This is a genomic window from Agarivorans sp. JK6 (assembly GCF_045277145.1).
Taxonomy (GTDB): Bacteria; Pseudomonadota; Gammaproteobacteria; order Enterobacterales; family Celerinatantimonadaceae; genus Agarivorans; species Agarivorans albus.
The window spans coordinates 1,347,475-1,359,838 of record NZ_CP113525.1 but is presented as its reverse complement, the minus strand read 5'-3'; the positions used below and the strand labels follow the sequence as shown (position 1 = coordinate 1,359,838).

The following is a 12,364-nucleotide window of genomic DNA, read 5'->3' as shown; positions in this document are numbered from 1 at the left end:
TTAGCATGCGTCCTTGCTTGAACGCCTGGTTATATTTCTTTGCCATAAGCTTGATTATAAACATCAATAGCCTTTCGATACCCTCTATCGCGGGCTTTTTCTAAGTACATTACACCCTCAACTTTCTCTTCATGAGTTGTAGCCTCGTACATGTACAAATTAGATATAAGGAATACCATTAGTTGTGCATGCAAGTGGTCTTGTTTAGCTGCTTTTAAATAGAGCTCATGAGCTTTAGCTAGATCTTTGCTTGTACCGTTACCCATTAGATAAAGCTCTGCTAGCAACGTTACTGAGCTTGGCTCATTAAATTCGGCTGCGATGGTGCACCACTTAAAAGCCTTATCGTAATCTTTTTCGAAGTCACGCTCACCATAGCTATAGTTGTAACAAGAACTATGCGCTACATTGAGATCATTGGAAAGTTGCTTATTACTGCAACCGAAAACAAAAAAAGTTACCAAGAGGATCATAATCCTTTGCATCCTAGTACTGCTTCCTTTTTGAAATATAACGCCCCAACAAGGGGCTGATAAATGCCTGGCTAAACGGTGTAAAAAAGTGGAACTGAGCCAAGCTTTAGCAGTCCCGCACTTAATTGGCTTGTTAGGCATACTTTACTATTTAGCTCTAATACGATGAACTATTTTTTCTTCACTAATATTTTCATACAGGATGTAGCCGGGTCTAACTAAACCACTTTGCCCTGATACAACGTGACCATTTGTAAAAGTAGCCGTTAACTCATACTTTGAAGGAAAATCGATTGGAATCTTGATAACTTTTTCGCCTTCTTCATCAAAGTCAGTAAAAGAAATATCTAAGCCATTGATCGCTATATTAACTTTAACAACATCAAGTTTTTCAAGAGGCGGAAATATTTTTATCAGGATATATGATGGGCTATTTATAATAAAAAAATAGATTACTGAGAGAATAAACCCAAGTAGCAATCCTGCTACGAAATTTGTTTTTTTGCTCGGTTCCATAGGTATGCCTAACGTCGCAAGCAGCGGCACGCGTTAGCGCGTCCAGCCCGCAGGGCGATGCTGCCTTGACTCGTTAAATGCTGGCCGTTACTGAGGAATATCAATGCTGGCAAGCTCCATTTGTTTCTTGGGGTTCCAGTTTTCTGGAATAGATTTCTTATCTCCCCACCACCTACAAATATTTTCGACAACCCACTCTCTACGGATCTTTTCAAGATGCTCGGACGTGGAATCCTGATCATACTCCAAACCAGACTCATAGCCGCAGCATTCGCAAATTTCAAATGTGGTGCAATTAAACTCATCTAGAGCTACAACATCAGCGAAACCACAAATTGGACACCCTTGCTTATTCATACCCATGGCATTTAACGCCGCCGTATGGGCGGCAACAGCGGCGAAGCCGCGCAGTAGTTGCCGCCCCAGGGCGCGCAGCGCCCATAACGGCATTGTTAGGTGATTTCGATACAAAGGCGCCACTCAGGCGAATAGCGGGAATAGCGGTACTCTGGGGAGAATTCGCTGATATAACTGTACCCTTCACCGCGCTCTGCAAGTTCAATGAAGAACGCCTGAAGACTTGATAGCACAATGTCACTACCATAAACCCTTAAGATATCCCGGCTATTCCACTCCTCCATTGACGAATACTCATTCGCCCTGTTCTGGAGAGATGTGAAAAGCTCGTCAGCGGTGTCGTCACAATAAATCTCAATCGAAATACCAGACGCACAAGGCAATGACACCCGGCTTTGGCATTTGACCGCGTTACCAACAGATTCGGCGAGCAGCAAGTACTCCGCACGCGTAGCGTAAACAACCAAATCATCGATTAGCCCGTTCGAGCGGAACATTTGCCGTGCTTCGATTTCCATTACTTGATTTCCATTACTTGTTCACCTAACGCCCCATTAAGGGGAGATTTATTGTTGGCTAAAATGTTGAACGGAGTGAAAACAGCCAACTGTAAATTTTCCCCCTTGAATGGCTTGCTATATGCCAATACCTAACCAATTGAAAAGTATAAATAAACACACACTGTAACCCGGTAAACAGAAAAATAAGGGAACTCCCCAATGGTAAACTTTGCTATCTGGTAGCTTGTCATCAAATGCAAACGCGATTCCAAAAGCAAATGTTCCAAAAATTGTTGTAATCAGAAGCCCAAGCACTCCAAAGATTAAAAACAATGCTGCTAGAAATGAGCCTCCATTTACCGATGTTGATTCCATTTTTTGGATGTAACCTAAATAGAACGAAGCGAAAATAGTTACGCTAAGCAAGGCTAGGAACATCAATATTTGATACGAAAGCTTCATGTTGATTTTGGCATATAACGCCCGCATAACGGGCTAATAACGCTTGGCTAAAATTGGTGAGGCACGAACCAAGCCAAGCGTTACTAGTCCAATGCGTTGATGCGTTTGTTATAACTTCTGCACCTGAAATCCCATATATTTTATGCTTTTATCCACCAAGTTATTAGTTAGTGTAAATACATCACTTTTATAGTTTTCAACTATTTCATTTAGTTGCTCAAGGTTTGATATGTCTTTTGAAATAGTAATATTCTTGTGAGTGATCCAAACAGAGTCACCGCCATTATGACCAGTATCTCCATTAGATGCTAAAAACTTTCCTGTATTTACATCAAATAATGTGAAACTGATTTGTGAGTAAACAATTTTATTGTCTGAACCAAAGAAACTACGATTATAAATACCATAGCCTTCTACATACTGGTTTGTTTGATAATATGCATCTTGAAAATCAATAGGTGCAATGAATAAAACGTAGTCAAAACCTTGGTCTTTAAGAATATTTAAACCATTTTTACTTGTCATTGCATTGGAGTAACCAGTTAGATAATTGTCCGAAGGGATAGTTAGCTGGTCGTTTATTTGGTTATCAGTTTGAGGACTGTAAACACCTTTTAATTGATTTACAACTCTATTTTCAACGTGAGAGTTTAATTCCCAGTGCTCAACATTGGCTGCGAACTTTTTATTTTGAAATGCAGTTATTCCTGTTTCTTGGAAATTGAATTCATTATTTAGTTGGCTTGCTATAAATATCTTACTTTTTGCAGCCACTTCTTTTGAAGCAATTCCCTGTGTTGAGGCGCACCCTTGAATTAACATGATAAATACGCAAAAAACTAAAATTCTCATACGATACTCCCTGAAGTTATAACGCCTCGTTAAGAGGCAATAAAATAGTTGGCTAAAATTAGCGACGAAGGAGCAAAAACCAACTGTTTTTTGTCCTTTTGAACGACTTGTTATAACTTGACTGGCACCTTAAATAAATCTGATAAGCTAGCCCAACCAGCCATTTGCATTACATTACTTGATTGCAGATAAATAATTTCAAAGATAATGACTATTGAAATTGCATAAATTGCAGTTGTTATAAAAGCCCAAAATAGATTTCTTCCTGCCCAATGGAGGTATTCAGCTCTAGCCCCTTTTTCGATGATGGTCATATTTTTCTGCTTTTCAATGTCACGACCACCGACCTTTTCACTCTTAATATCATAAGCATTTTTTACTAGCTCCAAAATTTTTAAAGAATCGTTATGAGATACAGGGTCTTGCGTAATGAAATTTTGTATAGCGACTAGCTGAGTAAGGCTTAAATTGGTAGCTATATCTATAGGAGGAATTGCATTTACCCTATTTTCGTTTTCTTTCAGTTCAGAAATTAACTTTTCGTAGGATCTTATGGCCCTATGTCTTTCAATTTCACTTTCTTTCTCGCCTTCTTTAGTCGATAGATAGCCTTGCGCTCTTTTTAACGACTCTTCTGAAGGGTGATTTGAATAATCTTCTTTTTTGTCTTTAACAAATTCCTCAAAAGTAAAATTTCGCAATATTTCAGGTGATGCCAACTGATATATCAAATGGGCAATGACTGCAAATAAGGATGCAAAAAAAGCAGCAGCCCATGTCCATGGTAGAGATGACTTTTCTATTGTTTTAGGTAAAAAATCACTTGTGAAGTTACGAATATCTTTCAAAAAGCTTTCTGATTCACTATTTAATTCTTCAATTGTCTTAGTAAGAATCTTATTTTCCGCTAGATTGGTATTAACGTATTTTTCCAATAACTTTCTGGAATCATTAAATTCGATAGCACTTATTTCTAATATTTCAGTCGCTTCGACAACCGCTTTATTGTGGCTATTTACATAAAGCTTAACAGCTGGCCAAGTGCCTGCCAGTATAGGAACAAAAACAAGCATGAAGTAAGTAGCTTTAGTTAATATTTGAAGTTCAGCAACACCCCGAACAAGCCTCCAGTTCAGTGTTCTTTTAAGAAATATTGAAAAGTTGAATAGTAAATCCATTTAATTGGAACTCTTTAGGTTAGATGAAAGTTATAACGCCCCGCTAAGGGGAAATTTATAGTTGGCTAAAATGTTGAACAGAGTGAAAACAGCCAACTGTAAATTTTCCCTCTTGAGCGACTTGTTATGTACCGTATACAGCCAATACTGCATATGATACCCCTAAAAACAAAATTAGCGGCGAAAAGTACTTTGTGTCTAGTTTTGCAAATGAACTGTTATAAACCTTTTTAAAAAAGCCTACATATTTAAAGTCGCCAATAGCTCTAACTACGAAGACAAATGCAATAAAATAGCCAAAGTATTTAACATTATCTTCGAATATCTCTAGTGGATTAATCAATTGTATAGCTAAAGCTGAAAGCCCAAGTAATAAGCAAGCAACCATAAAAATAATGTAACCACTTGGAACAAAGTCTTCTTTATTTTCTAAGCGTGGGCCAGCAGACTTTAGCCCATACTTCCCACCAAAAGCCCAATAAAAATGGAGAATAGAAACGAAAAGCATAATTAAACTGACAAGTATAGATAATGTAACCATAACTTCCCTCAGGTACATAACGCCGGCAGCAGCGGCCGCAGAACCTAGCGCGTAATTGCATAGCAATTTAAGTGACAGGTTTTGCGGTCCGTTGCCTGCCCTTGTTATGTGCATTAATTTAATTTTTCCAGATTTACAGGAAATGTATGGATATTTTCGCAATTTAAACAAATGAATATATGCTCTCCATTAAAATCACTCTCAATTCCTTTAAATCTGGCAAGCATTGATCCTTTGGCAGTATATTTAGGATCGTTACTTTCGTATTTAACTAAAACTGAACGATCTAAACCAACCGTTCCACTTAACGGAAACCGATGTTTTAAATCATCATTATCATAAATTTCTAAACTCCCCCGGATAGACTTTCCATATTGTTTTAAATCCATTATCTGTTTCTCACCTGGGTACCAAGGTTGAACATAATTAGAAGGAACATTCTCTCTTATCCTATAACGTCCTCCAATTTGCGGATAATTTTTTGATAGCAATAAATGCCACCAATTTGCCCACGTGTTTCTAGTCACATATACAATTAAAGTCGCAAATATCGACGCCCCAGCGCCTTGTAAAAATTCCATCAAATATTTCCATTCTCATTTATTTACACGATATAAAGCACATAACGCCACAATTACCGGCGAGCGCTGCAACGCAGCGTGAGTCCCTGCTGGCGTAGCCAGCAGCTTGGGTAGATTGTTTTGTTATGGCTTTTTATGTAAGCCGTAGGATGTATGTACATAATTCGGTTCTCCACGGCTCTGAATTAATTGAGTACCCACATGGTATTTTACATATTTATAAGGGTGCTCATCATTTGGATTACTAAAAATTGCGTAATACCAACGATTTTCTTTATATTTTTCGGGTTTGCCACAACTGGTTTCTGGGCGAATATATTTGATATATTTTTTCTTAGCGCTCCCCCAGCCATACGCCACCTCAAGTTCAGTGTGCGCATCGAAGGGATAACTAGACCGATGATAATCTATATAGAGATTTACTAGAGCCACATCCTTCGTATTAAATTCTTCGGCAAGCTTCTCTTCGTCGGTTTTTGGATAAATATACCTAAACTCCCCCTTTGCATTGGCTGGAGGAACAACAATTACTTCATCCTCATATTGAGGCGAGCAAGCCCACGCAGAAAAGGAGCAAAACATAGCTAATGTTAAAAATAGCTTCTTCATCTCGATTTAGCCATAACGCCTCAATAACCGGCGCAGCTTTTCTGCGTCCGGCGCCGTAGGCGCGTAGTTAATTGACTTGTTAGAGTGCAAATGCACGAGTAATCACGTTTTCATATTCTGTAGCGCTAAATTTAAAAGGGCCTATCCCGTGAATAGGTTCCGGTTCTTCGTACCCATTCTCGTATGCAAAGTCAATCCAGATATACTCATTGTCAGTTTTAGTGATTTTGCACCCGTAAGCACCACAACCTATATCAGCGCACTCTGGGCAAACATAAATTAGGTTTCGACCCGATTCAGTTTCAGGTGGTGCTTGTAGTAAAAGTTGTTTTAAGCTGTGATCATTCAAATTATCCCAGCCTCTTGCAAAACAGCCAAGGAAATCACCTCGCCCGCCCGCGTTTCTTACTATATCAGCTAAAAGTGATTGTCCATTTATCATGAAGTCAGAAGAATAACTTTCACGAGTATTATCACTTCCCTTTCTATGGAGGATATTCAAATCTAATTTCTTAGGGCTTATGTCAATTTCAATAGTTTCACCACACGCAGGGCATACGAAATACTCAATTTCATCAATAGTTGATGATTCTTTAATGAATTCGCAGCAACTTCTACACTTCATCATTGCACTCTAACGCCGCGCTCTGCGGAAATTTAGGAGCGCTAGCGAGTAAATTTTCCGCAGCAGCGCCTTGTTAAGTTTTATTCGTACCATGATGACGTATCAACATCCAACTCTTCTGCTTCAATTTTAAAGTCATCGGGGTTTCCAACATGTGATTTCATTTCAAGTGAGAATGGATAACTTTCATTCATAGTGCATAAGTCATCTTTTGGCCCGTATTCTTGGGTTACGTGCACTGTGCCTCTCGCTGTAACATAAATATATTCATGATCGATTTTTGTACATTCTATTTCTTCGACTTCTGAATAATCAACGAATACATGATTGGCAATAATAGATAGACTATCGGGTATAGCACCAACAGCAGTGGTTACCACGGAATCATGAACTTTCTCTTCGAGCGCATCAATAACTATACGCTCTAAATCAACTAGCTGACTTAACGAGTCACTTGCAATTTTTATAACTTGTCTAGCATCCTCAAAGAACTTTTTTGGGCATGCCGCAAAATACTTCTCTGTGATATGAGTATATTTATTGAAAAAGTGAAACTCGTCCAAGAACTCAGAGATACACTCATTCAAGTGCTCTAGTATATCCTCTCCGAGATACTCATCTGATATGTTTGTTTGACCGCAATATTTTAACTGCTGGCGCCTAGTAACTTCGTGCTTATCGCTTTCACGTACATACCAAGAGACTTTCTTTATTTTTTTTACGGGAGCCTTTCTCTTAAGTACATGAAGCACAAGCTCGCGCATTGAGAACGCAAAATTGTGAAATCTTAGAGGATTACCATGAGATGCATAGTTCCTTAGACTTGCAATGAAAAGCTTATGCTCAAATTCAGTCTCCAAAAGAGATTGAAATTCTTGCATAAAATCTAGGTTTTGTAGTTTCTTTAGCTTCATGACTTCCTGTTGAGCTTAAATTCGCGCAATCGCCCGTTAAGTTTGAACGCAAAGGACTTAGGGCAGGACCCTGGATACAGCCAGAATGATTAGTTTTCCCAAAGGGTCCGTAACTACATAAATGCCGATAGCAAAAGCTATCCATCCTACTATTATCAGGGCGGTCTCCAATGTGCAGAAACCTCGTAATTGCGTTGCTGTATTTTTCACTGTTTTTTGAATTTTATTTCTCATGATTCTTACCTCTCTTCTTCGCGCTAGGCGTGGTTGATTGGCTCGTATCCAGTGACCCTGCTCCGCGGACTATGCGTCCAGCCCTAAATCCTCTATGCTCAAAACATTAAATCCTCAGGTTCTTTACTGTCGGCTTTGCCATGTGCTGACCAAAAAAATTGCCATAGAGCCAGCAAGATTCACAGCAAGTTCTGCATGCCTCGGGGATGGCTTGGCGCTAACCTTCCCCTGCCCATGAGCATCACCAAGTCGATTCCTTAGCGTACCTAGCCCACTAACTATTGCCGAACAGCCTCCAAGTATTTGCTTAAAAACAGCTTCATTATGCTGATCAGGTGACAAGTTCAACTCTTTTGCTACCAACTTATATAGTTCGTGAATCTCGATTTTCTTGGAGTTATACGCAACTTTTTGAAGATCAAGAATATGCTTACATACAGTTTCTAGTAGAGTTCTAGCCGCTGTAATTGCACCATCTGGATCATCAACTCTACGATCTAAGGCTTTTTCCCAAGCGGCATGTACTCCTGCCTCATCAAAAGACTTCAAGGCTTCAGAAATTGAGGTATCTGCTGGTGCTTGATTCTTCCCTTCTAGCATATCTAGCAACGGTTGAAATTCGCTATAAATATAATCTCGACGCTGCTGATACTTTTCAAATTCATATTTGATGAATTGCCAAAACTGGTTAAGATCACGGTTAGTTCGGACAAACGAAGGCATAAGCTGTTTGAGCGCTGCCTTTTCCATGAGAATCTGGCGGAGTAATTGATAATCACCTGTGCTTGGCGTCTCTCCGGTAGCCCTCGCTATGAGAATATTCTGTAAACAGACCGCTCGCTCATAATCTGTTTCAAGTTCTTGCATTACATCCATAGTTGAATATTTCTCGATTTAGAAACTTAACAGTTTATTAATAGGAAAATTTCCTTGTTTAAACACGGAATTTTTCCTCTTATCATACATTTGATAAAAACAAGGTTATCACCTTTCCTAAGCTACATCAGCCACCTAGCTCGAAAAATAACAAAAACATCAGCATGAAAGTATGCAATCACTTGTAGAAAGTAGGAATCGCACCAATACTGTATAAAAAAACAGCACAAGGGATTGCTATGAGCTCGCCTTACCTCAGCTACATAGAAGAAAAAATGCGAACCAAACGTTTTAGGGAGTCCACTATTCGCAGCTACCGACAGTGGATAAAACGCTTTATTTTATTTAATCACAAAAAACACCCTAGCGACTTACACAATCATGAAGTTGAGCAATTCCTCAGCCACTTAGCCAATCAACGAAACTTGGCTCCGCAAAGCCAAGCAGTGGCACTAAACGCTTTAGTTTTTCTTTATAACGAGGTTGTTAATAAGCCTTTATCACTGCAGTTAGACTTTCGCCACAGCAAGCGCCAAGCCAAACTGCCTGTTGTACTTACTCGTCAAGAGGTTACCGCATTAATAGATGCGCTCTCCCCACCACATGAATTAATGGCACAGCTAATGTACGGTAGCGGCCTGCGAAAAACCGAAATGTTACGTTTACGCATTAAAGATATTGATTTTGACTATTTCGGTATTGAAGTATGGGACGCCAAAGGGGGGAAGCACAGGCGTGTGACACTGGCAAAGTCACTGGTTACGGCAATACAAAAGCAAATTACTGTTGCCTATCAGTACTATCAGAGTGACAAGCTAAAAAATGAATATGCCGGCGTATATTTACCTTATGCTCTTGCTAAGAAGTACCCAGCTGCCCCACACGACTTTGCTTGGCATTATTTGTTTCCTTCGCACTCGTTAAGTAAAGATCCCAACGATGGCTGCATTCGCCGCCATCATCTAGATCCAAGCGGTATTCAAAAAGCCCTTAAGGCTGCCAGAACAAAAACGCATATTGGTAAACCCATCACTTGCCATACCTTGCGCCACTCTTTTGCTACGCATTTATTGCAACGAGGTACAGATATTCGCACCATTCAAGCGCAGTTAGGTCACAGTGATATTAGAACCACTCAGATTTATACCCATGTACTTAATATGGGTGCCGATGGCGTGGCTAGCCCACTAGACATGGTTTAAGGCTAATTATGCAAAGCCGGTGAAAACTCTACATCTGAATGTTGTACTAAGGTAGGCGTGCTTAAACTTAAGCATTGCTCAATGCTGACTTGCACAAAACGTTGAGCGCCCGGATAAGGTTTTACCTGCGACAGATCCCAAATGATAGATGCCTTACCTTTAATCCAGAAACTACAGCCGGTTTCAAAGTCTGGTATGTACAAACCCACTCTTGGGTCGGCCACTATGTTGCCTAGGGTGTTGAATAAATTGTTACCCGAAAAATCGGGGAACACCAAGCTTGGCATTTTACTGGTTTTGCCCTTAAGCACATCAATAAAACCCGGCTTACCGCCGCGGTGAGAGATATCGACTCCATCGCTGTCTTCACTATTTAGCGCGGCAGCTCTAGAGGCAATAAAAAAGGTATCGCAATGCCTTAATACCTGCTCAAGCACTACATCATTTGCTGCCAGCTCGAGAACGTCTGCCGCCTTGGGTACAAAAGCATGGTTAAACACACTTGGCTTTAACTCGCGCTTTTGAATGTACTTGGGACAATTGCCAAAGCTTTGCTGTACCTCAAAACGCAGCGCTTGCTCATTTGAGTATGCAAGCAAACCATTTACGCGGTTACGCCTACGGGTAGTAAACTCCAAGCCCAACAAGCCTATGCTGTCGCCCACCGACAACTGAGCAACTTGTGCGTATTCGATTAGCGCTCTGGCCTCGATAGACAAGGTGGTTGCATTGGGCGAGCTAACAAAACCTTGCTCGCCCAAAATAGGCGTAGCCCAGGGGTGCCCTTGATTGTCTAGCACGCCGGCATACAATAAAGCTTGTTGGCTAAAAAACTCACGGTGCTGCTCGGGCATATAGTTTCGAATGGCTTTATCACCAATGGTTTTAGCGATATCGGCCACTCCAACCTGTTGCTGTACGCTTAACTCACCTTTGTGAAAAACAGCCATAAACTCTCCCTCTCAAGCTTTGGGCTTTAGCTACCACAGCCAAAGCCCCCTTTGCAACACCACCAACTCACCCGATAACCAACATCATTACACCGGAGCAATACACTTCGCCCCTGCTTTGTTATAAACCCAAGTCACTCAAGCTTGGGTGGTCGTCTGGCCTGCGCCCTTGCGGCCAATGAAACAGCCGTTCTTCTTCGCTTATTGCTAGGTCATTAATGCTGGCATGACGACTTTGCATTAAGCCATTTTCATCAAACTCCCAGTTTTCGTTGCCGTAAGCGCGATACCATTGGCCAGCTTTGTCTTGCCATTCGTAGGCAAATCGCACCGCAATACGATTACCGCTATAGGCCCATAATTCTTTAATCAAACGGTAAGCTTGTTCTTTTTCCCACTTTTCGCTTAAAAACTGTTGAATTTTCTCGCGGCCCTTAATAAAGCTATCGCGGTTTCGCCACTGGCTATCTTTGGTATAGGCTAAAGCCACTTTTTCTGGATTGCGTGAATTCCAACCATCTTCAGCCATGCGCACTTTTAGTGCAGCTGTGTCGGCATTAAACGGCGGTAATGGAATGCGTTGCTCTATGGTCATACTGTTTTCCTGTGTTTGAGTCGTAATTCATTGAATGCGTTCTGTTTAAGCAATTTTTAGGCTAGCTCGGCGTTTGCATCGCTAAACGCCGAGCTATTTGCGTTAACTTAAACGGCTTCTTTTAAGGGTGTTTTTTGCATTGCAACAAATCCATCAAGCGCTTCTACATTCGCTAACCAGCGCAAAATATTTGGGTATGCATCTAACTCAACCTTGCCTTCTGGTGCATGAGCGATGTAGGAGTAACATGCTACGTCGGCAATACTGGCTCGCTCTCCCACCATCCACGCTTTGCCTTCAAGCAAATCATCAATAATCGACAGCATTTGGTGGCTGGCTTCAATTACTGCCTCTTGATCAAACTTGGCGCCAAACACAGTAATTAAACGAGCGCGAGCTGGCCCTTCGGCGAGGTTGCGCGCAGCTAGCGCTAACCATTGTTGAATTTGCGCTTGTTGTTCGCTGTTTTTCGGGTTCCAGCTCGGCGCATAGGTGTTGGCAAGATGAATGATAATGGCGATGGAATCTCGAATCACCAGGCCATCATCGTCCAGCACCGGTACTTGAGTAAAAGGGTTAATCGAGCGGAAAGCGTCTTGTTTGTGCTCTCCTTGCGCTAAGTTAACTGGAATTTTTTGATACTGCAGTTTTAGCAAAGCCAGCATCAATCTCACTCGATGGGCGTGACCAGATAACTCGAAATCGTAAAGCTTTAACATAACCTTATCCTTAGTTGATTGAACATTCTTGGCTCAAAACCTGATGACTTTGCCTTTGCAAAGTAAACAAGTCTGTCTACTTGCCATTTAAATTAGGAGACAGGTCTGTCTATGTCAATAAAAATATCACCCCAAGAGCAGCTAAAAACTTGGATAGCCAGCTAATAATTTGTTTTAAAA

The 12,364-nt window shown here is 40.8% G+C and carries 16 protein-coding genes; 1 reads left to right on the top strand and 15 read right to left on the bottom strand.

What is annotated here, in order from left to right; translation table 11 throughout:
- Positions 1–29 precede the first annotated feature (29 nt).
- The 12 genes from OV592_RS06435 to OV592_RS06380 all read right to left on the bottom strand — a co-directional run bounded on the left by OV592_RS06435 (position 30) and on the right by OV592_RS06380 (position 8,709).
- Complete coding sequence (locus tag OV592_RS06435) at positions 30–473, bottom strand: tetratricopeptide repeat protein (protein WP_406610824.1); 444 nt, start codon at positions 471–473, stop codon at positions 30–32.
- A gap of 147 nt (positions 474–620) precedes the next feature.
- Positions 621–989 carry a hypothetical protein gene (locus OV592_RS06430; protein WP_406610823.1) on the bottom strand — a complete coding sequence of 123 codons (369 nt, stop codon included), beginning with the start codon at positions 987–989 and terminating at the stop codon, positions 621–623.
- 87 nt (positions 990–1,076) lie between these two features.
- Positions 1,077–1,439, bottom strand: coding sequence for a hypothetical protein (locus OV592_RS06425; RefSeq protein ID WP_406610822.1), 363 nt, complete (start codon positions 1,437–1,439; stop codon positions 1,077–1,079).
- Between the two features lie 2 nt (positions 1,440–1,441).
- On the bottom strand, positions 1,442–1,864 hold the full coding sequence (locus tag OV592_RS06420; protein WP_406610820.1) for a hypothetical protein: 423 nt from the start codon (positions 1,862–1,864) through the stop codon (positions 1,442–1,444).
- Positions 1,865–2,416: 552 nt separating this feature from the next.
- Positions 2,417–3,160, bottom strand: a complete 744-nt coding sequence (locus OV592_RS06415) for a hypothetical protein (protein ID WP_406610819.1) — start codon at positions 3,158–3,160, stop codon at positions 2,417–2,419.
- A gap of 110 nt (positions 3,161–3,270) precedes the next feature.
- On the bottom strand, positions 3,271–4,338 hold the full coding sequence (locus tag OV592_RS06410; RefSeq protein WP_406610818.1) for a hypothetical protein: 1,068 nt from the start codon (positions 4,336–4,338) through the stop codon (positions 3,271–3,273).
- A gap of 124 nt (positions 4,339–4,462) precedes the next feature.
- Entirely contained in the window at positions 4,463–4,879 is a 417-nt protein-coding gene (locus OV592_RS06405; protein WP_406610817.1) for a DUF3995 domain-containing protein, read from the bottom strand.
- 113 nt (positions 4,880–4,992) lie between these two features.
- A complete protein-coding gene (locus tag OV592_RS06400; protein WP_406610816.1) occupies positions 4,993–5,460 on the bottom strand; it encodes a hypothetical protein in 468 nt (155 codons plus the stop codon).
- A 123-nt stretch (positions 5,461–5,583) separates the two neighbouring features.
- A complete protein-coding gene (locus tag OV592_RS06395) occupies positions 5,584–6,069 on the bottom strand; it encodes a hypothetical protein (protein WP_406610815.1) in 486 nt (161 codons plus the stop codon).
- Between the two features lie 79 nt (positions 6,070–6,148).
- Positions 6,149–6,697: a hypothetical protein gene (locus tag OV592_RS06390; RefSeq protein ID WP_406610814.1), complete on the bottom strand. Its 549-nt coding sequence runs from the start codon at positions 6,695–6,697 to the stop codon at positions 6,149–6,151.
- Positions 6,698–6,774: 77 nt separating this feature from the next.
- Positions 6,775–7,608 (bottom strand): hypothetical protein, encoded by an 834-nt coding sequence (locus OV592_RS06385; RefSeq protein WP_406610813.1) that lies wholly within the window; start codon positions 7,606–7,608, stop codon positions 6,775–6,777.
- 357 nt (positions 7,609–7,965) lie between these two features.
- Entirely contained in the window at positions 7,966–8,709 is a 744-nt protein-coding gene (locus tag OV592_RS06380) for an abortive infection family protein (RefSeq protein ID WP_406610812.1), read from the bottom strand.
- A gap of 248 nt (positions 8,710–8,957) precedes the next feature.
- On the opposite strand from OV592_RS06380, the gene OV592_RS06375 reads away from it, so the two are divergent.
- Entirely contained in the window at positions 8,958–9,920 is a 963-nt protein-coding gene (locus OV592_RS06375) for an integron integrase (RefSeq protein WP_406610811.1), read from the top strand.
- A 2-nt stretch (positions 9,921–9,922) separates the two neighbouring features.
- Here OV592_RS06375 and OV592_RS06370 read toward each other — a convergent pair whose 3' ends face one another.
- From OV592_RS06370 to OV592_RS06360, 3 genes are all read right to left on the bottom strand, one after another.
- A complete protein-coding gene (locus tag OV592_RS06370; protein WP_406610810.1) occupies positions 9,923–10,870 on the bottom strand; it encodes a pyridoxamine 5'-phosphate oxidase family protein in 948 nt (315 codons plus the stop codon).
- A 121-nt stretch (positions 10,871–10,991) separates the two neighbouring features.
- The gene (locus OV592_RS06365) at positions 10,992–11,465 is read right to left on the bottom strand and encodes a DUF1348 family protein (RefSeq protein ID WP_406610809.1); all 474 of its coding nucleotides are present in this window, start codon (positions 11,463–11,465) and stop codon (positions 10,992–10,994) included.
- 107 nt (positions 11,466–11,572) lie between these two features.
- A complete protein-coding gene (locus tag OV592_RS06360; RefSeq protein ID WP_152781729.1) occupies positions 11,573–12,184 on the bottom strand; it encodes a glutathione S-transferase family protein in 612 nt (203 codons plus the stop codon).
- Between the last annotated feature and the right edge of the window lie 180 nt (positions 12,185–12,364).

Coding starts and splice junctions, on each gene's coding strand:
- OV592_RS06420 (WP_406610820.1), bottom strand. CDS start 1,864: ATGGAAATCGAAGCACGGCAAATGTTCCGCTCGAACGGGCTAATCGAT.
- OV592_RS06400 (WP_406610816.1), bottom strand. CDS start 5,460: ATGGAATTTTTACAAGGCGCTGGGGCGTCGATATTTGCGACTTTAATT.
- OV592_RS06360 (WP_152781729.1), bottom strand. CDS start 12,184: ATGTTAAAGCTTTACGATTTCGAGTTATCTGGTCACGCCCATCGAGTG.
- OV592_RS06380 (WP_406610812.1), bottom strand. CDS start 8,709: ATGCAAGAACTTGAAACAGATTATGAGCGAGCGGTCTGTTTACAGAAT.
- OV592_RS06425 (WP_406610822.1), bottom strand. CDS start 1,439: ATGCCGTTATGGGCGCTGCGCGCCCTGGGGCGGCAACTACTGCGCGGC.
- OV592_RS06395 (WP_406610815.1), bottom strand. CDS start 6,069: ATGAAGAAGCTATTTTTAACATTAGCTATGTTTTGCTCCTTTTCTGCG.
- OV592_RS06365 (WP_406610809.1), bottom strand. CDS start 11,465: ATGACCATAGAGCAACGCATTCCATTACCGCCGTTTAATGCCGACACA.
- OV592_RS06405 (WP_406610817.1), bottom strand. CDS start 4,879: ATGGTTACATTATCTATACTTGTCAGTTTAATTATGCTTTTCGTTTCT.
- OV592_RS06410 (WP_406610818.1), bottom strand. CDS start 4,338: ATGGATTTACTATTCAACTTTTCAATATTTCTTAAAAGAACACTGAAC.
- OV592_RS06415 (WP_406610819.1), bottom strand. CDS start 3,160: ATGAGAATTTTAGTTTTTTGCGTATTTATCATGTTAATTCAAGGGTGC.
- OV592_RS06370 (WP_406610810.1), bottom strand. CDS start 10,870: ATGGCTGTTTTTCACAAAGGTGAGTTAAGCGTACAGCAACAGGTTGGA.
- OV592_RS06375 (WP_406610811.1), top strand. CDS start 8,958: ATGAGCTCGCCTTACCTCAGCTACATAGAAGAAAAAATGCGAACCAAA.
- OV592_RS06385 (WP_406610813.1), bottom strand. CDS start 7,608: ATGAAGCTAAAGAAACTACAAAACCTAGATTTTATGCAAGAATTTCAA.
- OV592_RS06430 (WP_406610823.1), bottom strand. CDS start 989: ATGGAACCGAGCAAAAAAACAAATTTCGTAGCAGGATTGCTACTTGGG.
- OV592_RS06435 (WP_406610824.1), bottom strand. CDS start 473: ATGATCCTCTTGGTAACTTTTTTTGTTTTCGGTTGCAGTAATAAGCAA.
- OV592_RS06390 (WP_406610814.1), bottom strand. CDS start 6,697: ATGATGAAGTGTAGAAGTTGCTGCGAATTCATTAAAGAATCATCAACT.